Origin of the sequence: Ruegeria sp. HKCCA5426 (assembly GCF_013034585.1) — a bacterium.
GTDB lineage: Bacteria > Pseudomonadota > Alphaproteobacteria > Rhodobacterales > Rhodobacteraceae > Ruegeria.
On the sequence record NZ_WQGH01000001.1, the window covers coordinates 484223 to 508006 of the forward strand.

At 56.2% G+C, this 23784-nt stretch carries 23 protein-coding genes; 12 read left to right on the forward strand and 11 right to left on the reverse strand.

Features of this window, described 5'->3' with window-relative positions:
* Positions 1-8: 8 nt before the first annotated feature.
* Positions 9-881 carry a DUF1989 domain-containing protein gene (locus tag GOV87_RS02330; protein ID WP_171210684.1) on the forward strand — a complete coding sequence of 291 codons (873 nt, stop codon included), beginning with the start codon at positions 9-11 and terminating at the stop codon, positions 879-881.
* On the opposite strand, the gene argE is transcribed toward GOV87_RS02330, so the two are convergent.
* Both argE and GOV87_RS02340 read right to left on the reverse strand, forming a co-directional pair.
* On the reverse strand, positions 878-2035 hold the full coding sequence (gene argE / locus GOV87_RS02335) for an acetylornithine deacetylase (protein WP_171210685.1): 1158 nt from the start codon (positions 2033-2035) through the stop codon (positions 878-880). The two genes, GOV87_RS02330 and argE, sit on opposite strands and share 4 nt — an antisense overlap.
* Positions 2032-3216, reverse strand: coding sequence for a M24 family metallopeptidase (locus tag GOV87_RS02340; protein ID WP_171210686.1), 1185 nt, complete (start codon positions 3214-3216; stop codon positions 2032-2034). The genes argE and GOV87_RS02340 overlap by 4 nt, the downstream gene beginning before the upstream one ends.
* A gap of 86 nt (positions 3217-3302) precedes the next feature.
* On the opposite strand from GOV87_RS02340, the gene GOV87_RS02345 reads away from it, so the two are divergent.
* The 8 genes from GOV87_RS02345 (at position 3303) to GOV87_RS02380 (ending at position 12556) form a co-directional block, all read left to right on the forward strand.
* The gene (locus GOV87_RS02345) at positions 3303-4346 is read left to right on the forward strand and encodes a pyridoxal-phosphate dependent enzyme (protein ID WP_171210728.1); all 1044 of its coding nucleotides are present in this window, start codon (positions 3303-3305) and stop codon (positions 4344-4346) included.
* Positions 4343-5488: a Xaa-Pro peptidase family protein gene (locus GOV87_RS02350; RefSeq protein WP_171210687.1), complete on the forward strand. Its 1146-nt coding sequence runs from the start codon at positions 4343-4345 to the stop codon at positions 5486-5488. The genes GOV87_RS02345 and GOV87_RS02350 overlap by 4 nt, the downstream gene beginning before the upstream one ends.
* Positions 5485-6192 carry an aspartate/glutamate racemase family protein gene (locus tag GOV87_RS02355; protein ID WP_171210688.1) on the forward strand — a complete coding sequence of 236 codons (708 nt, stop codon included), beginning with the start codon at positions 5485-5487 and terminating at the stop codon, positions 6190-6192. Before GOV87_RS02350 ends, GOV87_RS02355 begins: the two co-directional genes overlap by 4 nt.
* 148 nt (positions 6193-6340) lie before the next feature.
* On the forward strand, positions 6341-7432 hold the full coding sequence (locus tag GOV87_RS02360) for an ABC transporter ATP-binding protein (protein WP_171123112.1): 1092 nt from the start codon (positions 6341-6343) through the stop codon (positions 7430-7432).
* 98 nt (positions 7433-7530) lie between these two features.
* A complete protein-coding gene (locus tag GOV87_RS02365; protein ID WP_171121247.1) occupies positions 7531-8619 on the forward strand; it encodes an extracellular solute-binding protein in 1089 nt (362 codons plus the stop codon).
* Positions 8620-8687: 68 nt separating this feature from the next.
* Positions 8688-9959, forward strand: coding sequence for an ABC transporter permease (locus GOV87_RS02370; protein WP_171210689.1), 1272 nt, complete (start codon positions 8688-8690; stop codon positions 9957-9959).
* A gap of 5 nt (positions 9960-9964) precedes the next feature.
* Positions 9965-11176: an ABC transporter permease gene (locus GOV87_RS02375; protein WP_171210690.1), complete on the forward strand. Its 1212-nt coding sequence runs from the start codon at positions 9965-9967 to the stop codon at positions 11174-11176.
* A gap of 162 nt (positions 11177-11338) precedes the next feature.
* Positions 11339-12556 carry an aminopeptidase P family protein gene (locus GOV87_RS02380; RefSeq protein ID WP_171210691.1) on the forward strand — a complete coding sequence of 406 codons (1218 nt, stop codon included), beginning with the start codon at positions 11339-11341 and terminating at the stop codon, positions 12554-12556.
* 21 nt (positions 12557-12577) lie between these two features.
* On the opposite strand, the gene speB is transcribed toward GOV87_RS02380, so the two are convergent.
* Positions 12578-13552: an agmatinase gene (gene speB, locus GOV87_RS02385; protein ID WP_171210692.1), complete on the reverse strand. Its 975-nt coding sequence runs from the start codon at positions 13550-13552 to the stop codon at positions 12578-12580.
* A 139-nt stretch (positions 13553-13691) separates the two neighbouring features.
* Between speB and GOV87_RS02390 the strand changes: the two genes are divergently transcribed.
* The 3 genes from GOV87_RS02390 (at position 13692) to GOV87_RS02400 (ending at position 16080) form a co-directional block, all read left to right on the forward strand.
* On the forward strand, positions 13692-14534 hold the full coding sequence (locus GOV87_RS02390) for a glycosyltransferase family 25 protein (RefSeq protein WP_171210693.1): 843 nt from the start codon (positions 13692-13694) through the stop codon (positions 14532-14534).
* Positions 14535-14656: 122 nt separating this feature from the next.
* The gene (locus tag GOV87_RS02395; RefSeq protein ID WP_171121253.1) at positions 14657-15025 is read left to right on the forward strand and encodes a group 1 truncated hemoglobin; all 369 of its coding nucleotides are present in this window, start codon (positions 14657-14659) and stop codon (positions 15023-15025) included.
* Positions 15022-16080: an adenylate/guanylate cyclase domain-containing protein gene (locus GOV87_RS02400; RefSeq protein ID WP_171121254.1), complete on the forward strand. Its 1059-nt coding sequence runs from the start codon at positions 15022-15024 to the stop codon at positions 16078-16080. Before GOV87_RS02395 ends, GOV87_RS02400 begins: the two co-directional genes overlap by 4 nt.
* Here the strand turns inward: GOV87_RS02400 and GOV87_RS02405 are convergent, their stop codons facing one another.
* The 8 genes from GOV87_RS02405 to GOV87_RS02440 form a co-directional block, all read right to left on the reverse strand.
* Entirely contained in the window at positions 16081-16695 is a 615-nt protein-coding gene (locus GOV87_RS02405) for a TetR/AcrR family transcriptional regulator (RefSeq protein ID WP_170384099.1), read from the reverse strand.
* 103 nt (positions 16696-16798) lie between these two features.
* Positions 16799-17668, reverse strand: coding sequence for a polyphosphate kinase 2 (gene ppk2 / locus GOV87_RS02410; protein ID WP_171210694.1), 870 nt, complete (start codon positions 17666-17668; stop codon positions 16799-16801).
* 49 nt (positions 17669-17717) lie between these two features.
* Positions 17718-18677, reverse strand: coding sequence for an alpha/beta fold hydrolase (locus tag GOV87_RS02415; RefSeq protein WP_171210695.1), 960 nt, complete (start codon positions 18675-18677; stop codon positions 17718-17720).
* Positions 18661-19578 (reverse strand): homoserine O-succinyltransferase, encoded by a 918-nt coding sequence (gene metA / locus GOV87_RS02420; protein WP_171121257.1) that lies wholly within the window; start codon positions 19576-19578, stop codon positions 18661-18663. The genes GOV87_RS02415 and metA overlap by 17 nt, the downstream gene beginning before the upstream one ends.
* 39 nt (positions 19579-19617) lie before the next feature.
* Positions 19618-20490: an ATPase gene (locus GOV87_RS02425; protein ID WP_171123122.1), complete on the reverse strand. Its 873-nt coding sequence runs from the start codon at positions 20488-20490 to the stop codon at positions 19618-19620.
* A gap of 49 nt (positions 20491-20539) precedes the next feature.
* Positions 20540-21436 carry a DMT family transporter gene (locus GOV87_RS02430; RefSeq protein ID WP_171210696.1) on the reverse strand — a complete coding sequence of 299 codons (897 nt, stop codon included), beginning with the start codon at positions 21434-21436 and terminating at the stop codon, positions 20540-20542.
* Positions 21437-21534: 98 nt separating this feature from the next.
* Positions 21535-22665, reverse strand: a complete 1131-nt coding sequence (locus tag GOV87_RS02435; RefSeq protein WP_171210697.1) for an OmpP1/FadL family transporter — start codon at positions 22663-22665, stop codon at positions 21535-21537.
* A gap of 124 nt (positions 22666-22789) precedes the next feature.
* Positions 22790-23695 (reverse strand): DMT family transporter, encoded by a 906-nt coding sequence (locus GOV87_RS02440; protein ID WP_171210698.1) that lies wholly within the window; start codon positions 23693-23695, stop codon positions 22790-22792.
* Positions 23696-23784: the final 89 nt, after the last annotated feature.

Here is a 23784-nt window from a genome sequence, read left to right on the forward strand (position 1 = left end):
AAGGGAGTATGCCCGTGAAATTGAAGAACCCGCATTTCAGGGCGCCAACAGACGCAAACCAGCGCAAGGGTATCCCTCCGGTCATCTGCTATTCGCCAGATACGTTGCCGCAACCTGATTTGGGCGCGCTGAGCACGCTTAGGCAGCAGGCATCCAAGATTGCCGAGGTGACTGTCGCACCGCGGGACGCGGCCTGCATAGATGTGCCTGCCGGCGCTTTCGTTCGGGTTGTTTCGGTCGATGGCCCACAGGTCGGCGATCTGAATATGTGGAACAAACACGACCTGTCTGAGCGGTTCTATTCCGGCAAAACCCGCGCCCTGCACGGGACACATCTGTCGACCGGAGATCGCATGTGGTCCAGCTTTCCCAACATGCGCCCAATGGCGACCATCGTGGGTGATACGTTGGACTGGTACGGGTTTGACGAATTTGGCGGCTCTGTTCATGACGTGATCGGCACGCGTTGTGATCCCTATACGGGCCGCCTTCTGTCTGGCGACGACTATCACTATTGCTGCCACTCGAACCTGACGCGGGCTCTGGCCAGCCATTGCGACCTGCCGCTTCATGAGGCGGAAATGCATGTGCATGACGTTCTGAATGTGTTCATGTGCACGGGGTTCACGCGCGATACCGGACAGTATTTCATGAAAGCCAGCCCAGTGCGCCCCGGCGATTTTCTGGAATTCTACGCTGAGATTGATCTGATCGTCGGGCTTTCGGCCTGTCCGGGAGGGGACTGTTCGTCCGAGCACTCCTCGGATTCCGCGGCCTGCTATCCGTTGCTGATTGAGGTGTATGATCCGGGGCAAGACGCGCGAGATGCGCATGTCCAGCCCGCACGATCAGCTTATGATCGTTCTCACGGCGCAGGCTAGGCGGTCATTCGACGCCCCAAGCGGTCGAGCATCCGACAGCAAAGCTCAAGCTGTTCAATCTCGACATATTCGTCTGCTTTATGGGCTTGGGTGATTGATCCCGGCCCGCAGACAATTGCCTGAACCCCAAGCTGTTGAAACAGCCCCGCTTCTGTCGCGAATGAAACGACGCCCGTGCCGTTGGCACCGGTCAGCTCGGCCACAAGGTCTCGGGCTGCGTTTTTGTCCATCGGTTCAAGGCCTGCAACTTCGGCGACGGCCTGTTGCGTAATATTGGCGGCGCTGTGCACGGCCTGCATTTCAGGCAGCAACGTGCGTTTGACATAGTCGGACAGAGTGCGCTTGACCAGATCCGCATCGCTGGACTGAACGGGCCGCATTTCCCAAGCAACCTCGGCTTTGCTGGCGATCACATTGTGCGCGACACCACCGGAAATAAGCCCGATATTCACGGTCGTCCAAGGTGGTTCAAACGGGCTGCCGGATGGTGCGCGGGACTTTAGGACTTGCCGCAATTCCAGCAGCTTTCCGATATAGCGGGCTGCATACTCAGCCGCGTTTACTCCGTCATCCGGGGCTGAGCTGTGCCCTTCGAGCCCGATAAAGGACGTGGTGTATTCATAGCAGCCCTTGTGGCCCTCAATCACGCGCATTTCTGTCGGTTCACCTATGATGGCGATATCTGGAACGATGCCACGCTCGGACAGGTCATCCACCAGATTGCGCGCGCCAAGGCACCCGGTTTCCTCGTCATAGGTGAACGAGAAATGCAGCGGTTGGGTCAACTGCTTCGCATCAAGAGTTTCCGCAAAAGCCAAGGCCGCGGCTATGAACCCCTTCATGTCGCAGGTACCGCGCCCATACAGCTTTCCGTCACGCTCGACCATCTGGAACGGATCGCTGGTCCAGTCTTGATCGGCCACGGGAACAACATCCGTATGTCCGGACAAAACAATGCCGCCATCCATCTCTGGCCCAAGCGTGGCAAAGACGTTGGCCTTTGTTCCAGTCGCATCCTGAGTCTGAATACACCGCGCACCCAGTGCCGTAAGAAAGTCGGTCAAATAGTGGATGATCTCAAGATTGCTATCCGCCGAAACCGTTTCAAACGCGATCAAATCAGACAGGATTTCCTTGGTTCTTTGCAATGTCATGGCTTTACGAACAGTTTGCGGGGGCGGTCACAGAAACACTCTGCTGGCCCGGATTCGGTGATCAGGATGGACTCAGTGATCTCAAGCCCCCAGTCATCCATCCAAAGGCCGGGCATGAAATGGAAGGTCATGCCAGGTTCAAGAACGGTTTCATCCTCGGGTCGAAGGGATATGGTGCGCTCGCCCCAATCTGGCGGATAACTGAGGCCGACAGGATAGCCGCACCGCGCGCCGCGTTCGATCCCGGAGCGTTCCAGCGGCGCGGCCAACGCAAGCGCAATATCGCGGGCCTGATTGCCCGCGCGGGCTGCATTCAAGCCTGCTTCAAGCCCCTCAACCAACGCCGCTTCGGCGCGCAGCAGGTGATCAGGTGGCTGACCAAGGAACACCGACCGGCAGAAAGGTGTGTGATACCGTCGATAGCAGCCGGAGAGTTCAAAGAACGTGCACTCACCCGATCTGAACGGCGCGCCATCCCACGTTAGGTGGGGCGCCGCCGCGTCTGGCCCCGAAGGAAGCAAGGGCACAATGGCCGCATAGTCACCCCAATTCCCGTCGGCGCCATGAATTGCGTCGCTGTAAATCTGGGCCACTAATTCGTTTTTTCTAAGCCCCGGTTCCACGCGTTCCAGAACGCCGTCGATAATATGTTCTGAGATACGCGCGGCCTTGCTCATCAAGACAATCTCTTCGTCGGACTTAACCGCGCGTTGCCAATTGATCAGCGCGTTTGCGTCAATCAGTTCGGCGTTGGGAAGCTCTGCCTGAAGGGTCAGGTGGGCCTTGGCCGAATAATAGTAGTTGTCTAATTCGACACCGATACGCCCGTCGGCAAGACCGCAATCTGCAATCAACGCTGCAAGGTCCTGCATCGGGTGACGAACGGTCGACTGAACATATTCGTCCGCATAGCCGCGAATGCGGTCGTTCGTCATCCAGACAGTGCGGCGTGCCCCGTTGGCATCCTGACCTCGACCCCACCAGATCGGATCGGCATCGTGTAAAACCACGACGCCTTGATGCACGTAGAACGACCAGCCCTCATACCCCGTCAGCCACGCCATGTTCGAGGGGTCTTCGACAAACAGCGCGTCCAGGCCAGCCTTTGCCATCGCCGCGCGCGTCTTGGTCATGCGGCGGTCATACTCTGCCTGAGTAAATGCCGGATCAGCGTGGGCCATGGGCTGCTCCTGTCTGGTGTGAAGTCTTGTTGACAGAACTTGACGAAATCGGTCACGTCAATGGGCAACACAGGAAAGGCAGGCAATTGAAGATCTCATCCAACCCGTATCGCGGTGGTCAGAAACTGATCCCAGAGGCGCCATTTCCCTCAACCGATGCCGCGCGAGTTGCGGCCCTGTTGGGTCAGTGCCCCGCGGCCGCTGAAACTCCGCTGACTCAGGTTGGCGGCCTTGCCGATGTCGCAAATCTCTGGGTGAAGGATGAGCGTGGGCGGATGAACCTTGGGTCGTTCAAGGCGTTGGGCGCGGCATATGTGATTGCGCGCCACGCTGCGGATATCTCCGGCGCCCCCGACGATACAACCTTAACCGGGCGGACCTATGTGACCGCCAGCGCGGGCAATCACGGCATGAGTGTTGCGGCTGGTGCGCGGATATTTGGTGCAGATGCAGTGGTGTATATCGCTGAAACTGTGCCCGAAAGCTTTGCGGATCGCTTGCGGTCTCAGAACGCGCGGGTCGTGCGTCAGGGTGTTGATTATGCGGCCAGTATGGAGGCTGCGGCGCAGGCCGCTCGGGATAATGGCTGGACGTTGCTGTCTGACAGTTCCTGGCCCGGATACTATGAATTGCCGCATATCCTGATGGAAGGCTACCTGCAAATGGCGGCCGAGGCCGTGCGTCAATGCCCACAGGTGCCCACGCATATCTTCTTGCAGGCTGGCGTAGGTGGGTTGGCAGGGGCCGTCGCCGCCTATGCCCGCGACGTCTGGAAGGATGCACCTCAGATTATCGTGGTCGAGCCCGAGGCTGCGCCCGCTTTGCAGGCCAGTATCGAGGCGGGCGCGTGTGTCTTCGCCGATGGGCCTGACAGCGTAATGGGCCGCCTTGACTGTAAAGAGCCGTCGCTGATCGCGCTGAACGGTCTGGCACGAGATGCGGATATGTTTCTGACGCTCTCGGATGAAGAAGTTCTGCGTTATCTGCCGGCAATGGCCAAGGCAGGCATCGCGACAACAGCGTCCGGAGGGGCAGGGATTGCAGCCGTCATGAATTCCAACGTTCGCACTGAATTGGGTATGGGCCCCGAGGCACGGGTTCTATGCTTTTTGTCCGAGATTGCCGAATGAAGGGGTTTGAGGATACCGAATTCGCGGCACGCACCGAACGTGCCCAGCGTTTGATGAGCGAGCATGGGCTTTCGGCATTGCTGCTAACCACCGAGCCCGAAGTGCGCTATTTCACAGGTTACTTGACCCGGTTCTGGGAAAGTCCGACGCGCCCTTGGTTCCTGATCGTGCCTGCATCTGGCAGACCCATTGCCGTCATTCCTTCGATTGGCGCGGCGCTGATGGGACAAACGTGGATTGATGATATCCGTACGTGGAGCTCGCCGGATCTAAGCGATGATGGGATCAACCTGCTGGCAGACACACTACGAGAGGTGACTCAGCCTGGTTCCCGTATCGGATTACCAGACGGGCACGAAACACATATCCGAATGCCCCTGGCCGACTTATATCGCCTGAAACAGTTGGCGGACGATCGCGTATTTGCAGGTGACGCAGGTATTTTGCGCAGGCTCCGAATGGTGAAATCCGAATCCGAGATTGCAAAGATCGAAGCGGCTTGCACCATCGCGGGCCGTGCCTTCGCGCGTGTCCCAGAAATCGCCGGCGCCGGTGTTACGGTTGCCTCAGTTTTCCGCCACTTTCAGATGTTGTGTTTGGAAGAAGGCGCGGACTGGGTACCTTACCTCGCCGGAGGCGCGGAACAGGGCGGATATGCAGACGTAATCTCACCAGCCCGAGATACCGCTATTGCACCCGGAGATGTTCTGATGTTGGACACGGGATTGGTTTGGGACGGCTATTTTTGCGATTATGACCGCAACTGGTCGATCGGTCCGGCCACGGCAGATGTCAAATCGGCATATGCAACCTTGATTGAGGCGACTGATGCCGCGTTTGAAGTCGCCCGTGCAGGCGCGCGTGCGTGCGATTTGTATCAGGCGATGAACTCAGTTCTGTCACGCCAAAGCGGTGATACCGGGGCAGGTCGGTTGGGGCATGGGCTTGGAATGTCATTGACAGAGTGGCCGTCGCTCATACCCGGCGATGAAACAGTTCTTGAGGCCGGTATGGTACTGACGCTTGAACCCGGCATCGCAGTTGGTGACAAAATTCTGGTTCACGAGGAAAACATAGTTATCACCGAAGACGCGCCGCGATTTATCAGTCCTAAGTCTGGGACGGAGTTGAATGAGATATGAGTTACTTATCATACACTCTTGATGCAGATGACCCATCCGTCAGTCCGCTTGGTTTGATTGTCCTGCAAACAGACGAAACAATCGAGCCCGAGTTCAGCGCCTATTTCGCGGATCGCAGCGTTCCGCTTTACGTATCAAGGATTCCAAGCGGGGCCGAAGTCACCACGGACACCCTGTCAGAAATGGAGAAATCATTGCCTGCGGCTGCGGACCTGTTGCCAAAAATCCGGCCGTACAAGGTTGTGGGATATGGCTGCACCTCAGCCAGTTCTGTGATTGGCTCAGATCAGGTTGAACGGATGGTTCAGCGCACATGTGACGTTGCAACCGTCACGAATCCTTTGCGCGCAGCTTCGGCCTGTGCCGCAGAACTTGGGGTTTCGAAATTCGCGCTTTTGTCCCCATATATCGAAGAAGTGAACGAACCTCTTCGACATGCTTTCTCTCAATATGGGATTTTGATGGATGTTTTTGGCTCTTTTGGGGAGGCAGAGGAATCCAAAGTCGTGCGGATATCCCAACAATCCGTCACCGATGCCGCCATCCGGCTGGGTTCTGATTCGGCGGTCGAAGCTGTTTTCATAAGTTGCACGAATCTCAGAACTTTTGACGCGATCCCGGAAATCGAAAAACAGCTTGGTAAGCCCGTGCTTTCCAGCAATCAGAGCCTTGCCTGGCACATGCGGCACCTGAATTCCGCCTGAATATCAGGCGCGTGCCAATTTCTTTGTCATTCTCTAGACATATTTTGGTTGCGCGACGCGTCCCGCTTGTCCTTAAATGGGCCGGACAGGTCTTTGAGATCCGGATGAACCGGGCAACCAAGGACGGCACAGGGGAGCCAAGTTGGTAATGACTAATGACGCAGCGTTCGTCGAATTTCAGCGTGTCCAGAAATCTTATGATGGCGAAATACTCGTCGTAAAAGATTTAAATCTTTCAATGCCAAAGGGGGAATTCCTCACGATGCTGGGCCCATCGGGTTCCGGCAAAACGACGTGTTTGATGATGCTTGCCGGTTTTGAAACGGCAACGCATGGCGAGATCATGTTGGACGGGCGACCGATCAACAACATCCCACCGCATAAGCGCGGCATTGGCATGGTTTTCCAAAACTATGCGCTGTTCCCGCACATGACTGTCGCCGAGAACCTATCGTTCCCGCTTGAGGTTCGGAAGATTGGCAAGGATGAGCGCGAAGAAAAGGTCAAACGCGCTTTGGATATGGTTCAGATGGGTGCCTTTGGCAGTCGTCGCCCTGCGCAATTGTCGGGTGGCCAACAGCAGCGTATCGCTCTTGCGCGTGCCTTGGTGTTCGAGCCTGAGCTTGTCTTGATGGACGAACCGCTGGGGGCCTTGGACAAGCAACTGCGTGAGCATATGCAGTTCGAAATCACACGTCTGGCTCATGAGTTGGGGATCACAACTGTTTACGTGACCCATGATCAGACCGAAGCCCTGACAATGTCGGATCGTGTCGCCGTGTTTGACGACGGACGCATTCAGCAACTTGCGCCACCGGATCTGCTGTACGAAGAGCCGGAAAACAGTTTTGTTGCCCAGTTCATTGGGGAAAACAACACGTTGGAAGGTGTTGTTAAATCTATCGATGGCGACTCGTGCGTGGTCACACTTGACGATGGCTCTGAAATTGACGCGAAGCCAGTGAACGTCACCAAGGCGGGTGAGCGGACCAAGGTGTCGATCCGGCCTGAGCGTGTTGAATTCAACAAAGATCGCCTGCACGCCGATGCCCACACTCTGAAGGCAACGGTGAAAGAGTTCATCTATATGGGTGACGTGTTCCGTTTCCGCCTGTCAGTGGCGGGCAATGATGACTTCATCATCAAGACCCGGAACGCACCTGACGCCATCAGGCTGTCCCCCGGCCAAGAGGTCGAGATCGGCTGGCTGGCGCATGATTGCCGGGCGCTTGACGCCTGAGGCATGAATACCCCGCCGTTGCGGGGCAAGAGTTGGCCGGGTTGCCCCGTGACCCGGTCTCAAAATCTAAATTTAACGGGTATAACAGGGAGTTAAACATGAAAGTTAAAACCACTCTGATGGCAAGCGCAGTTGCTGCCGTTGCCGGTGGCGCGATGGCCGAAGAGATGACCATCGTCTCCTGGGGCGGCGCGTATTCCAAGTCGCAGCTCAAAGCGTATCACGAACCCTATTCGGAAAAGACCGGCGTCACCATCCTGAATGATGACAGCTCGGCCGAGGCCGTTGCAAAGCTGCGCGCGATGAATGAAGCGGGCAACATCACTTGGGATGTGGTGGACGTTGTTGCCGCGGACGCGATCCGTCTGTGCGATGAAGGTCTGGCACTTGAAATCGACTTTGACAGCCAACTTGCCGCTGCACCGGACGGGACACCGGCGTCCGAAGATTTCGGCGATCTTCTGGTTAGCGACTGCTTTATTCCGCAGATCGTGTATTCGACTACATTCGGCTATCGCACCGATCTGGTAGGCGATAACCCTCCGACCGAGATCTGCGCCGTTTTCGATCTGGAGAACTATCCGGGCAAGCGCTCGCTTGAAAAGCGTCCGATCAATAACATGGAATGGGCGCTACTGTGTGACGGCGTGGCCAAAGAAGACGTTTATGATGTTCTGGCAACACCGGAAGGTCAGGATCAGGCGCTGGCCAAGCTGGGCACCATCAAGGACAACGTTGTTTGGTGGTCTGCCGGTGCCGACACGCCGCAGTTGTTGGCCGACGGCGAAGTCATCATGGGCTCGACCTATAACGGTCGTCTGTTCAGCGTGATCGAAGAGCAGAAACAGCCCGTCGCAATGCTGTGGGACGCGCAGGTGTTCGATCTGGACGGTTGGATCATCCCCGCCGGTCTGAGCGAAGAGCGTCAGCAGCGCGCGTTGGACTACATCATGTTCGCAACCGACACACAGCGTCTGGCGGATCAGGCCAAGTACATCTCGTACGGTCCGGCCCGTGCATCTTCGGCACCGCTGGTGGGCCAGCACGCCGATCTGGGTATCGACATGGCGCCGCACATGCCGACCGATCCGGAGAACGCCAAGAACACGTTCCTCTACAACTACGAGTTCTGGGCTGACTACCGCGACGACATCGACGCCAAGTTCCAGGCGTGGTTGGCGCAATAAGCCTGCTTTAAGTCATTGGTCGGGGCCGTCATTGGCCCCGATCCACCAAAAAAGACCAAGGGACGCAGATGACTGACGCAACTCAATCCGGTCCGATGCTGGCCGCCGATGGCACGCCGCTGAAGAAATCTCTGGCGCGGTCTTTGCGCCGCCGCAAGCTGAGGGCACTGGCCCTGATTGCGCCGCTGCTGCTGTTTGTCCTGCTTTCCTTTGTGATTCCGATCATGTCTATGCTGTTCCGCTCGGTCGAAAACAGCATCGTGGCCGACACGCTGCCTTTGACTGTGGTCGAATTACGCAATTGGGATGCCGACGGCGGTGAACTTCCGGATGAGGCGCTTTATGCGGCCTTCACCAAGGACATGATCAACGCGATCGACGAGAAAACGCACACCCGTCTGGGCTCGCGTTTGAACTATGAACAAACGGGTATGTCGTCGATGTTCCGCCGGTCTGGTCGTCAGATCAAAAAGCTGGATCCGGAAACAGACGGCCCGTTCAAAGACAAGCTGATTGATATTCACGATGGCTGGGGGGATGTTGAGACTTGGCGCACGATCAAGACGCACGCGGTTCCCATCACTAACGGCTATTTCCTGAATGCAATCGACATGCGCCGCACCCCCGAAGGCGCGCAGGCGCAACCTGAAGATAAGCAAATTCTGATCAAGCTGTTTGGCCGCACGCTGATGATGTCGCTGATTATTACGGCGTCCTGTATCCTGCTGGCTTACCCAGTGTCCTATCTGTTGGCGACGCTGCCGATGCGTGTGTCGAACCTGTTGATGATCCTTGTGTTGTTACCTTTCTGGACGTCACTTCTGGTGCGAACCTCGGCGTGGAAGGTGATGTTGCAACAGCAGGGCGTGATCAACGAAACGCTGGTCTGGCTGGGGCTGGTGGCTGATGATGCGCGATTGGTGATCATCAACAACCAATTCGGGACGATCATTGCGATGACGCATATCCTGCTGCCGTTTATGATCTTGCCGATGTATTCGGTGATGCAGACCATTCCAGACTCCTACACACGCGCGGCAAAATCCATGGGCGCGACCAACTGGACGACCTTCTGGCGCATCTACTTCCCGCAATCCATTCCAGGCATCGGCGCAGGGTCGATCCTCGTGTTCATCCTCGCAATCGGCTACTACATCACACCGGAGATCGTGGGCGGCACCAAGGGTGTCTTCATCTCGAACCGGATCGCTTATCACATCTCGTCCTCGTTGAACTGGGGGCTGGCGGCGGCCTTGGGTACGATCCTGCTGGCGGTCGTTCTGTTACTCTACTGGTGCTATGACAAGATCGTGGGCATCGACAACGTGAAGCTGGGATAAAGACGATGGCAGCACTTACACCTATATCCCGCAAACCCATGTCGGTGGTTCTGCCCGCGGTGGCCATTGCCGGAGGTTTCCTTGGCATGTTCGTCGGGGCCGGGCAGGGCAGCGTCCTGCTGGGGATTTTGATCGGAGCCGCGCTTATGGCGGGGCTGGCCTGGGTCTATATGAACGTTCTGGACAATGAGAGCGTGGCTCGGTGGATCACGATACTAGGGCTGGGCGGGCTTGGCTTGCTGTTTGCCGGTGTTACCGGGCTGATTGTCGGGCTGCTGGCCGGATGGTTCTTCGCCTTCTTCATCTTCTGGCTTTATGAAGGCCGTTACCGGCAGAAACTGCTGCCGTATTTGACCGGTCAACAGGTGTTCTGGCACTATACGTTCCGTGTGATCTGTGGTGCGATCTTCGTGTTCCTGATCACGCCGATCCTTGTGGTCCTGCCGCTGTCGTTCAACGCGCAGGACTTCTTCACCTTCACGCCCGAGATGCTGAGGCTGGACCCTGAAGGATATTCGCTGAAGCACTACCGCGACTTCTTCACCAATAATGAATGGCAGCGCAGCTTCAAAAACTCGCTGATCATCGCGCCGATTGCGACGTTCATTTCGGTTTCTCTGGGTACTTTAGCGGCCATCGGCCTCAGCCAGAGCCATGTTCCCGGGCGGCGTGCGATTATGGGCATCCTGATCTCACCCATGATCGTGCCGCTGATCATCTCGGCCACTGGTATGTTCTTTTTCTACAGCGATATTGGCCGGTTCCTTGAAGGCACATTGGGAATGGACAAGAACTTTGTGGGCTATGTGAAGGTCATTCTTGCCCACGCGGTTCTGGGTATTCCGTTTGTGATCATCACCGTGACGGCGACTCTGGTCGGGTTTGACCAGTCACTGACGCGGGCAGCGGCAAATATGGGGGCAGGGCCGGTGCGGACCTTCTTCAAGATCCAGATGCCGCTGATCCTGCCGGGTGTGATCTCGGGCGGATTGTTCGCCTTTATCACCTCGTTTGACGAGGTGGTTGTGGTGCTGTTCGTCGGCTCGGCCAGCCAGAAGACGCTGCCGTGGCAGATGTTCACCGGCCTGCGCGAACAGATCAGCCCGACCATTCTGGCGGTGGCGACGATCCTTGTGGTGATCTCGATCGCGCTGCTGACCACGGTTGAATTGCTGCGCCGCCGGTCCGAGCGTCTGCGGGGACTTTCCCCCGCTTGACGCGCGCCACGGCGTGATTTAGCCGTACCCTTGTGTAGCCCGGTCACGATGGCGTCGTGACAGTCAAACGGGCGCATGGCTCTCGGTTCCCGAGGCCGCTTGTCCTGAACGCCGGGACTTGTGGCCGGGCACCCTTCGTCCGGCATTGCAGGAGAGAGCATAATGACAGATCTAACAAACCGCCCGGAGTTCTTCACCAGCCACAATGGCGACAAGGCCCCGCTGCCGTTCAGCAAGGCAGAATATGCCCGCCGCCTGTCGGGCCTGCGCGCCATGATGGCCGCGCGGGATATACCGGCGGTGCTGCTGACCTCGATGCACAATATCGCCTATTACTCGGGCTTTCTGTATTGCGCCTTTGGCCGTCCTTACGGCTGTGTTGTGACGCAGGAAGCGTGTACGACGGTTTCGGCCAATATCGACGCGGGCCAGCCTTGGCGACGCTCGGTCGAGGAAAACGTCATCTACACCGACTGGAAACGCGACAATTACTGGCGCGCGGTGGCCGACCTGATCGGTGGTGCTAAGCGGATCGGTATTGAAGGCGACCACATGACACTGGCCGCACGCGACACGGCGCTTGCAATGCTGGGACAGCCCGAGTTGGTGGATGTGGCCGGTGATACGATGGCGGCCCGGATGGTGAAATCCGCAGAAGAGATAGAACTGATCAAGGGTGGGGCTCGTACCGCAGATGTGGGCGGTGCCGCCATCCACGCCGCGATCCGCGAAGGCGCGACTGAGATCGAGATCGCCATGGCTGGGCGTGACGCGATGGAGGCCGAGATTGCCCGCGCATACCCGGATGCCGAATACCGCGACACTTGGGTCTGGTTCCAGTCTGGCCTGAACACTGATGGCGCGCATAACCCCGTAACCAAGCGGGCCCTGCAAAAGGGCGATATCCTGTCGCTGAACACCTTCCCGATGATCTCGGGCTATTACACCGCGTTGGAGCGTACGCTGTTCCTGGGCGAGCCAGACGCTGACAGCCTGCGCATCTGGAAGGCCAACGTCGCCGCGCACGAATTGGGCCTAAGCCTGATTAAACCCGGCGCGACCTGTTCGGGCATCACCGCCGAGATCAACCGGTTCTTCGCTGATGAGGGCCTGCTGCAATACCGGTCGTTCGGCTATGGCCACTCGTTCGGCGTCCTCAGCCACTACTATGGGCGCGAAGCGGGGCTGGAGCTGCGCGAGGATATCGACACGGTGCTGGAGCCGGGTATGGTCGTGTCAATCGAGCCGATGCTGTGGATTCCCGAAGGTCAGCCCGGCGCGGGTGGTTATCGTGAGCATGACATTCTGGTTGTCGGCGATGACGGAGCCGAGAACATCACCGGCTTCCCATATGGGCCGGAACACAACACGATCAACTGACACAAAGGGCAAGAGGGGCGTTTAGCCCCTCTTGCCACGTTCGTGAAAAATGAAGCCGATGAAATTCAGCAACACCTGCGCGGCTAGAATTTGTGTGCTTTCGGTTGGGTCGTAATTCGGCGCGACTTCGACCAGATCAATGCCTACCACATCGCCGCGTTGCGCCAGACCTTGCAGGATTTCCAGCACGTCATAATACAGAAAACCCCCGTGGCTGGGCGTGCCGGTGCCTGACGCAATCGAAGGGCAAAAAGCGTCGATATCAATCGTCACATAATACCGCGTGCCCTCAGGGATGCGGGCCAATACGCCCTCGGTTCCCAGTTTGCGGACCTGCCGCACCGACAGAATGTCTGAGCCACGGGCGCGGGCATCGTCGTAGCCTTCCTTCGCGGTCGAGGATACGTTGCGAATGCCCAACTGGGTCATGCCCGAGACATAGTCTTTCTCGATCGCGCGCCGCATCGGGTTGCCGTGCCCGGCAGTGACACCATGGCGTTCATCGACGAAATCCAGATGCGCGTCGATCTGGACCACATGGATAGGACCATTCTCGGCACAATTCGCGGCAAATGCGTTGATGCAAGGGATATTGACCGAGTGATCGCCGCCAATGGTGACAGGTAGGGCCCCTGCGTTCAGGATTTTCTGCACTCCGAACTGGATGTTGGCGTGGCTTTCCTCGGTCTTGGTGTGGATGATGTCGGCGTCCCCGATATCAACCATGCGGACCGAGCTATCCAGATAGGTCGCGTCATCTTCGTGATCATAGGCCCCCGCGTGACCAAAGCTGAACAGGGTCGACGCCTCGCGCACGGCACGCGGCCCGAACCGAGCGCCCGACCGCCACTGGGTGCCGAAATCGAACGGAGCGCCAAGAACGGCCACGTCTGCGTCTATCTGATCCCAGTCCTCGACATAGGGTGACTTGCCGAAGGTTGATATGCCTACGAAAGGCAGGTTGAGGCGTCCGCTGGAATACCCATGTGATGACATAGCTGAAGACCTGTTTCTTGTTTTCCGATCAAAACCTAGCCGGGTTCTTGGTCGGTGGATAGATCATCCAGATGAAGTTGGCGGTTGAATGTCCCCGCCGCCGGTGTCTATCTGACGGGGTGACTGGAAAGGAATTGCCGTGAGTGATCACGAACTGCCCCCGGAAACGGGTATTTTCTATATCAACTTGGACCGTGTCTCAGCACGGCGTGACTTTATGGAAGGGCAGTTTACCGCTGCAGGCGTGGCCGGTGCCGCACGGTTCAGCGCAGTCGATGGTCAGGTGCCGGGCGCCTTGGACAATAACGGCTATGTGCCGGGTGCGGGCAGCCGCTGGGGGCTAAAGCAAAGTGAAATTGCGTGCTTTGAAAGCCACCGTGCGGTTTGGCAGGCTGCGTTGGATCGCGGCCTTCAGTCGGTTGCAATATTTGAAGATGACGTGGAATTGTCTGCGGAAACGGGCAAGAAAGTCTCGACCTTGCTGAGTAATCCGGCTGAGTACGATATGGTCAAGCTCGATTATTCCCCAAGGTCAATGAGATTTGGGGAAGTAGGCCACATTTCGGACGTTCCGGTCAGACCTATGCTTGAGATGGCTCCTAGCGCAGCCGCTTATATTGTGACCCAAACCGCGTGTCGGAAGCTTCTTTCCTGGTCCGAGCAGTATTCAGACCATCTGGACGACTTCATTTCCTATCCCCGCACAGATTGGCGCATGTATCAGTGTTTTCCTGCTGTGGGCGTTCAGATGATCTGGTCAAAGCAACAGGATCAGACAGATGAAGAAGTAAAGGTCAGTGAGCGGTCGATAGACACCAAAACGAATACCGGTCTGGATAAAGGACCAAGCTGGTTCCGCATTCGGCGTGAACTTCGCGCGGCTCAGAGGAAATTGTACTGGCGGGTGGGCGGTGAAAAGCGATTGTTGGAGCGGGGCGGTTACGTCGGATTTATCCCCTGCGCAAAGGATCTAAAGGTGTAAGCGCGCAACGATTGCAGCGTCATTTGCACCGAACGTGGTCATTTGCCCTATAAGCGTTAACAAAACTACCATTTTGATATAACCTCGCGGTGTTGTTTCCAATTGGCACTTGGGTTTTTGGTATGAGTCAGACGATTTATGAACGCTATGGCGGCTTCAAAACGATCAGCCGGATCGTGATGACGTTCTACGAGATGGCTTTGGATTCCGACCAGATCGGAGATCATTTCGAAGACATTGACATGCCTCGCCTGATTGATCACCAAACCAAGTTTGTTTCTTCGCTTGTGGGCGGCCCGGCGTCGTTCAGCGATGACAGGATCGAGGCCGTTCATCGACACCTGAATATTTCTCATGCTGATTTTGACGAAATGGCGGATTTGTTCGGCCAGGCTTTGGAAATGCACGGTATGGAGGACGCTCATATCAAGATCGCGCTGAATGCCATTGAATCCAAGCGCGCAATCATCGTGACGCGCAACGCAGCATGAGCATTCTGGCGATAAATGAACAATTGCTGCGGGCAATTGGAGTGGGGATTGCCGTTGTGCGGGCCTCGGACCTTGGGTTTGTATTCTATAATGGTCCCTTTTCCGAATGGTTCGGAGCACCGTCCGAAGGGCAGACATTGCTGGATATGTTCCCCGATCTGGACCCGCGCGAGCTGGATGACGTCAAACAATCGGGTCTGCGCTACTCGGTCGAAATGCAGATCAAACCAAAGCGTCGGACTCTGGTCTTTGCGATGGCCGTGTCTCTGGCAAATGGTTCGGAAGAGCAGTTGCTGGTTGTTGAATACCAAAACATCACGCGCATCCGCGAGTTGGAGAGTATGATCGACAGCTACTCGACAATGGTCGAGCGTAACACACGTGAACTGGAGCGTGAAAAAGAGCGTGTCGAGCGTCTGTTGCTGAACCTGATGCCGCGCGCGGTGTATGAAGAGTTCAAGACCTTCGGCGTTGTCACGCCGCAGCTTTATGATCAGGTTTCAGTGGTCATGCTGGATTTTGTCGGGTTTACGGATTTTGCGGCCAAAACAGATCCGACCGTGACCTTGAGCGAGTTGAATGACATCTTCACGGCCTTTGACCGGATCGTCGAACAGTTCGGATGCGAGCGGATCAAAACAATCGGGGACGCATACCTTGCCGTGTCCGGGATGCCGGACGCGACCCCGGATCACGCGACGGCGGTTGCGCATTGTGCGGTCAGATTCCTGCGTTATCTGGAACGGCGCAACGAAAGCCACCCTCATAAATGGCAGGCCCGCATCGGACTTGGAATGGGGCCTGCGGTGGGCTCTGTCGTCGGGATTCAGAAATATGTCTACGACGTGTTTGGACCGGCGGTGAACATTGCCTCGCGGCTGCAAGTCTTTGCTAACCCTATGAATATTGTTGCGCCTGAAGATATGAAATACGCCCTGATTGATGAATTTCAGGTCTCGGAGCTGGGACGTGTGGACATCAAGGGGATGGGGGAAATGGATCTGATTAACGTAACCTCTGGCCTCAGCTTGCCGCAGCCAAGGTCGGTGTTCTGATCAGTCGTCTTGCGGCACCAATCCCAAACCCCTGAGATAAATGCCAATTCCCGACTCCAGTAAGTCTTCGGGAGGGAAGGGCGATGTTGCACCGGTGTTTCTTGCATAAAGTTCCACGACACCGTGGCTCATGGCCCAAATATGGGCGCTGAACATGGAGGCTGGAGGGCGTTTTTCAGGTGGTATGTGCTGCGACAAGTCAGCTGCGGCCTTTTCCAATACGCTTTTTGCCCGGTTGGCAGCCAAGGAAAGTTCAGGCGTGCGGTTGATGGAAACGCCACTTTCGAACATCGCGATGTAATGGCCCGGGTGCTTGCGCGCAAATGCAAGATAGGCGCGCCCCGTTGCTTCGAAGGCAGCAAGTGCCGACGGTTGCCCCTTGTCGTAGGCATACTGCATGAGGTCCGCAAACATCTCGAACCCTTGTCTGGCTGCTTCGGCAATCAGGTCTTCACGGCCCTGAAAGTGCCGGTAGACCGCCGCTGGCGTCACACCGGCGGTTTTGGCGGCCTCAGACAGGGTAAAACCCGTTGGGCCTTTTTCCTCGATCAGGGATAAAGCGGCCTCGATCAGGGCTTGTTTGAGGTTGCCGTGGTGATAGCCGCGTTTCGTCATCCCTGGGTCAGGTGCCTTTGTTGTCGTGAATGGGCGAAACTTGACATAATCAGAGTTGGCGCCTTCGTCCAATGTCTATCGCGTTGGAGACACGTGAATTTCATCACGAATCCCAGATTTCGGGGCCGCCGCAGATTTTCGTGTCGACCTCGCCTATGGCTTTGACGTCTTTCTCGTCATAGTCCAAGGCGTGTAGAACGGTTCGAATGGCGGCAAGGCGCGCACGTTTCTTGTCATCCGATCGCACGATGGTCCAAGGGCACTGTTCGGTGTGGCTGCGCGTTAGGGTTTCCGAGATGGACTGGCTGTATTCATCCCATTTACCAAGCCCCAGAATATCAATCGGGCTGAGTTTCCATTGTTTCAACGGGTCAGTCTCGCGGGATAAGAACCGGTTAAGCTGCTCGGCCCGTCCCACATTCAGCCAGAACTTGAACAGATGAATACCGTCGTTGATCAGACTGGTTTCCAGGGGCAATACCTGCCGAAAGAACCTCTCGCGTTCTTCCGGGGTGCAAAACCCAAACACGTTCTCGACGACACCACGATTATACCAACTTCGGTCGAAGAACACGATTTCTCCAGCTGCGGGCAGGTGCGGGATATATCGTTGGAAATACCATTGGCTGCGTTCTTGATCCGACGGTTTGCTAAGGGCGACGTTTCTGGCACCTCGAGGGTTTAGATTTTCCCGAAAGCGTTTGATCGTGCCGCCTTTGCCCGCCGCGTCGCGCCCTTCGAAAATGATAGCGATCCGGCGTTCGGTTTCCTTCACCCAAGATTGCATCTTGACCAATTCAATCTGCAACGCCTCCATCTGTTTTTCATATTCTTTGCGCTTCATTCGCTCGTCATATGGAAAGCCGGAATTCAGGATGTCATCCTTATCTGCTTTCTCGATAGCGGATCGAACGTCCTTTGGAGCGTCTTTGCGGAAGTACTTTTCGATGGAACCTTTTTCAGACCGGGCCATGAACTACCTCTCGATAAAATCCAATTCCTACTATGGATTAGCCGAGGCTTTAACGCAAACCCGCCCGTTGTGCCGCCCGGTCGATGGCTTCGGCCACTTCAGGCGCGGCGACCACTTGTGGCATGTGTCCAATTCCGGGCAGTTCGATCAACTCGGCGCCGGGAATTTGTTCAATCAGGCGCTCGGAGTGCCAATCCAGCCCAACCGTGTCGTCCGCAGTTCCATGCACGATTTCGGTCGGAACGGAAATGTCTTTGTATTGTGGTTGCAGGGTGCGGATTTCTTCAAGAAGATTTGCGCGCTGTTTGGCATTTGCATGCATCGATGCTCGGCGAATGGTCAGGCCGGGCCCAAAGTGGCTGGCATAGCCGTCTGGTGCGGACTGAGGGGCAAAAACCTGGTCAAGCGCTTTTTCTACATACCAGTCCGGCACAAATGCGCTGATCAAAGGCAAAGCCAGCGTGTTGCCTGCCGAAGTTGACGCGAGCCTGTTGAACCCATCCAGCGGGGTTTCCCACGGGATCGCGGCGGGGGCGATCAGGACCAAACCCGCGATATTGTCCGGACGTGTAACGGCCCATGCAAGCGAGACTGAACCGCCATAACTCTGACCGGCAACAATCGGTTTGTCTGCGCCGAGTAACGCGGCAGCTTTCTGAAGTATTTCCGCTTGTTCTTCAATCGTTTCCCCGTCGGGGTTAAAGCTTCCGCTATAGCCAAGACCGGGGCGGTCAAAAACGATCACCCGGAAGTTTTCAGCCAAAATCGGAGCCAACGCAAACGTCATATCTCGCGTATTCCCGCTGGACCCATGGATCAGAACCACATCCGGGCCTTGCCCCATCACGACCGCATGGATTGGGATGCCGTCCACATCGACAATCTGTCCTTCGGGCGGGAAGGATGCTTCGGCGCGCGCTTCGTTTTGTGACGCGCGCCAAACCGTCAACAGTGTCAGGCCGGATAGGAACAGCCCCAGGGTTACGACGGTTTTAACGGCCAATTGCATTCATATCGAATGGGGTCGACTGATAGATCTCATTGATCCAGTTGCCATAGAGCAGATGCGCATGACTGCGCCACCGGTTCTGCGGAGATTGGCTTGGATCGTCATCCGGATAGTAGTTCTTTGGCACATTGATGGGCGCGCCACTCGCCACGTCGCGATCGTATTCCTGCTTTAGCGTGTCACTGTCATATTCGAAGTGATTGAAAATGTAGATTGCGCGGTGCGCGGGGTCCTCGACAAGGCAGGGACCAACTTCTTCGCTGCCCAGCAAGGTCTTCAGTCCCTCAGCACTGTCAATCTCATCCTGTTTCATTTCGGTCCAGCGGCTGACAGGGATCACGCAATCGTCTGAAAATCCACGAAGAAACGGCGAGGCCGAATCCAAGTTTCGATGCCGGAAGCACCCGAACGCCTTGGCGTCCAGCATGTGTTTTTTGACGTCATGGAAGTGGTTGATCATCGCCATCCCGCCCCAGCAAACGCCAAAGGTCGAGTGTACGTTGGTTTGTGTCCAGTCGAACACTTCGCTGATTTCGTCCCAATACGTCACATCCTGAAACTCCAGATGTTCGATTGGTGCGCCAGTGATGATCAGGCCATCGAATTTCTGATCCTTGACCTCCTGAAACGGGCGATAAAACTCGGCCATGTGTTCGGCTGCTGTGGTTTTGGTCCGATGCTCGGTCATGCGGATCAGCGACAGATCAATCTGCAATGGGGTCGCGCCGATTAGACGGGCAAACTGGTTTTCCGTCTGGATTTTCTTGGGCATCAAGTTCAACAGCCCGATGCGCAAGGGGCGAATATCCTGACGCATAGCCTGATCCTCAGCCATGACCATGACGCCCTCATTGGTGAGGACGTCAAATGCGGGCAGGTCGGCGGGAATCTTGATTGGCATCAGGTGCTAGCCTTTGGAATTATTGTGTAAGAGCGATAGTTAAGCGCGGTTTGGGCGTGTCTCAAGGGTGCGTTCGATCAACTCGTCGAAATCAGAGGCATCTCTGACGTCGTGCATGTCTTTCGCCGAGATGGATACGCCCCAATTGTCGGCCATCGCCTGATAGCGCGGCTGCCGATGTGCAAGCGCGCGCGCATAGGTCCATCGGACGAAGGCATCCGGGTCAACTTGCGCGGGCTGGCACCCGTTTTCATCCAAATATTCCTCCCAGACCCGTGTAAGGAATTCGGGCTGGTAGGACATCGGTTTGGGGGCTTTGTCAAAACGGCGGATCAGCTCGGCTGTGTGTTCCTCGTCGCCCCTTAGCCAGATCATCAGCGTCTGGCGAGACAATTCGGATAGAACCTGATCACGAGGGTCGTTTGGATCAACCCACTCACAGATCGAACCACCTGTGTCGCAAATGAAATGAGGGTACTGATACAGGCGTTCGGCGCGGTCGATGAAGTATTCCGTATCCAAAAGGGCGTGAATCTCGGCCATGCGAAACTGTTCCTGCCTGCGGCGATATTCTGACAATTCCAGCCCGCCCAGCGCCGGATCACCCGGTTTGCCCAGATAAGCGGCAACCGGAGTTAGGTTTTCAAACGTGATATTCGAGCCGATATAGATTGAGTCCGACAGCAGAAGGTCGCGCAGAAACGGCACTTTCATGGCCTGCGCTTTGGCATTGTCTGCGATGTACTCGCCCATGTATCGCGTTCCGATTCGGTAGTCGATCGAGTAGTGGAACCAGTCGCCAGAATCACGCAGGACATTGGACACATAGGTCTTGCCAAGGCCCGACATGCCGAAAAACAGCACCTTCTTTCTTGCCGCCTCGCGCCACTCTTTTGCCGAGCTGTAGATCATGGTCCGCTATCCCTTTTTGCAACCTTGCTAAATGGGGCAGGGGTTGGCGTCAATCAGGAGTGGATGAGCGGTTGAGTATCAGCAGCCCCAGCGCGAGCACGGCGAACCCCGCATAGGCCTGAGGCTGCAAGGTTTCATCCCGAAGGATTGCGCCCAAAACAATCGCCACGGGCGGGATTATGAGGGTTACTAGCAATAGGTTTCCAGCACCTGCCATGGCCAGTACGCGGTAATACAACAGATATGCGCCCGCCGTGGCAATCAGCGCGTAATACGAGATGGCCAGCCAAGTTGATGTGGGCAACGCCAACGATGGAACACCATCAACTGCAAGTGTTATCGGCAGGATAACGATGGTTGAGCTTGTAAGCATTCCCGCTGCCGCAACAATCGGTGGGAGGCTAGACAAAGTCTTTCGGGCCCATGTACCGGCCAATGCATATGAGATTGCGCCCGCGATGATCGCCAGTTGTGCGGCGCTTTGCAGATCGAATTTGGTGAAGTTGTTAAGCCCAATAGCAATCGCCACGCCCGTAAAGCCCAGCCCCACGCCCAGGGCACGACCTTGAGTCAGTTTTTCATCTTTGAAGAACATGGCCGCGATCAATACGCCAAAGATCGCTGTCGCCGCATTCAGGATCGAAGTCAGGCCCGTTTCGATATGCAATTGTCCCCATGCCATCAGGGTAAAGGGTATCGTGTTATTCAGAAGCCCCATAACCAGAAACGCGCCCCAGATACGCGGGTTAGTCGGGATTCTTGTGCCTTTGATCCATACTACGATCCAAAGTGCCAACATCGCCCACAGGACACGATGAAGAACCGAAGTCATGACGGGAATGGTGTCCAGCGCAATCCTGATAGAAACAAAGGATGCGCCCCAGATCAGCCCAAGCAACAAAAGCTCGGCCCAAGCCTGAGTGGATATGCGTTTCTGCGGTGCCATGCTGATGTTTCGCATTCAGCCAAAAGAAACGCGACCCGAAACATGCGAAAAGGCCCCGCCGATTGGCGAGGCCTCTATTCAGATCGTTTGACGCTCGATCAGTTCAGAGCGTAGGTCAGCTGCAGACCAACACTCCAGGCTGAGTTGCCCGAGAACTGACCACCGGTGGTGGTCGTCGCATCACCAATGTCGGTGTAGCGGATACCGCCCGAAATCTGCGCCTGCTCGAACGAGTAGGTGCCGCCCAGACCAAGGCTCCAAAACCCGTCAGTCGGGCCCAGGTTCGAGACCAAGGCGTCGGTCGAAGGTTCGTAACCAACGGAAACGGCCCCCGAGAATGCTTCGGAGAACTGATAGCCTACGCCCAGCGTGTAGGTGAAGGTATCGTCTTCGTAATCCACAAGGTTCGAACCGGTAATTGCAACATAGTTTGTCGGAGCCAGAACGGTTTGTGGCCAGTCGACCCAACGGATCGAACCGAAGACCAGAGTTTTAGGTGCAACACCCGTCTGGAAGTCCAGGTTGACCGACTGCGGCGTTTCGACTTCGGTTTCGGACGGAACCGAAACCAAAGGCACTGGAACCGGCGGAGGTGCTAGGTTGAAAGTCTCGTTGCCGCTGAAGTTATGCGTGATCTTCGAGTTGTAGACCAGCGAGACACGCGCCGCGATCTCAGGGCGTTCCCATGCGACACCGACAACATAGCCGAAGTCAACTTCGGCGCCGGGATCAAACGAATACCCAGCAGCAGCAGGGACCGCAACGGACGCATCTGCACGCTGGCCACGGATACCACCAATGGCGCTGAAACCGCCATCGAACTTGTAGCGAAGCAGCGCAGTAATTGCGTCTACGTCAGCTTCGGCGCGCAGGACGTCGTTGTTGCGTCCGCCTGCAATAGCAAGCGGGTTTTGCGACAGCGGATAGGCGCTGGGATAGCTGACATCCGCACCGAACGGCTCGTCGTAGATGACCGCAAAATCCAGACGGTCATTGAACGAATGCTTGTACGCAAGGCCCGGCGAAAAGAAGCTGTTTGCCACGTTGCCGGACGGAACGCCATTCTGCGACCCGCTCACGTCCGGGTCAGCGTAGCCAAGCCGCAACTGAACAACATTGCCTTCTTCGAACAGAATGTTGACGCCCTGGCCGCTGCGGTCCAAGCCGCCAGCATAGGCCCCTGTAGCGCCAACGCACACAGCGCACGCCTGTAGAAGCGCTTTTTTCATCTAGTTCCTCCCTCAAAGGTCACTTGTTCGGTCAGCACTAGTGCTTGAGTGGATAAGGCTGACCACCTACATGATGCTCGTTATTCTCTGATGCTTTACCTTATCGTCAACAGGTGACGGTGCGTTACTTGTTTGGCTGGTGGCCGGGGAGTGTTGCTAATCGGTTACGATTTTCGGCGTGAACATTCATAAAGATACCTGAGAAGATCACGGCAGCGCCCAGAAGGGTCCATTGGTCAAGCGGTTCTTGGTAGAGAATCATACCGACGATCGCGATTGTCGGCAGCCGCGCAAAGTCAAAAGGCACCACGACAGTCGCCGGAGCAATCGCCAAAGCGTTCGTTATACAATAGTGGGCAAGCAGCCCCGCCAGACCAACCAACAGCAAAAACGGAGCCGTTTGTGCCGATGGCAAAGCGATCTGCCCGTCTATCCCAGATGCCACCAAACCCAGAATGGCCTGAATGACAGTCAGCCAGAACATGATGCATCCAATACTGGCGAATTGGGTTAGTTTCTTTGTCGATATTGTCGTGAGTGCAAAGAACACCGCTGAAAGAGCTGCAGTAATCAGGCCGGTGCTCAGGGGGGCTGCGCCAGGGCGGGCGACGATCAGGATACCCGCGAACCCGATAAGTGCCGACATTACCCTTACGGTTGTCAGCCTTTCCCCCAGTAGCAAAGGAGAAAGAAGAATGACCCAGATCGGTTGCGTAAACTCAAGCGCGAAGACCTGCGCCAAAGGAATAACCGTAACGGCATAAAACCACAGGTTTTGCCCGGTGAAATGCATGACATTTCGCACACAATGCAGGCCAATGCGCTTGGTGGTAACGTGATGCCACGTGCTGGACAAAGTTAGAACCAAGGACACGACAACGATTCCAACAAGGCTGCGGTAAAACATGATTTCAAACGTGTCGTGCGTCACGCTCAACTCACGGCCCGCGATTGCCATTGACGAGAAGGCCGCAATGGCCCCCGTCATCCAGAGCGCAGCCTTTCCGATCTGAGGTTTACTACTGTCCATTCACCAGCCTGAAGGAATCGTGGTTTCTGACATGAAACCTATGGGTTTCTGGGTGAAGTTAAATAAAAAAGCCGGGACAGAGCCCGGCT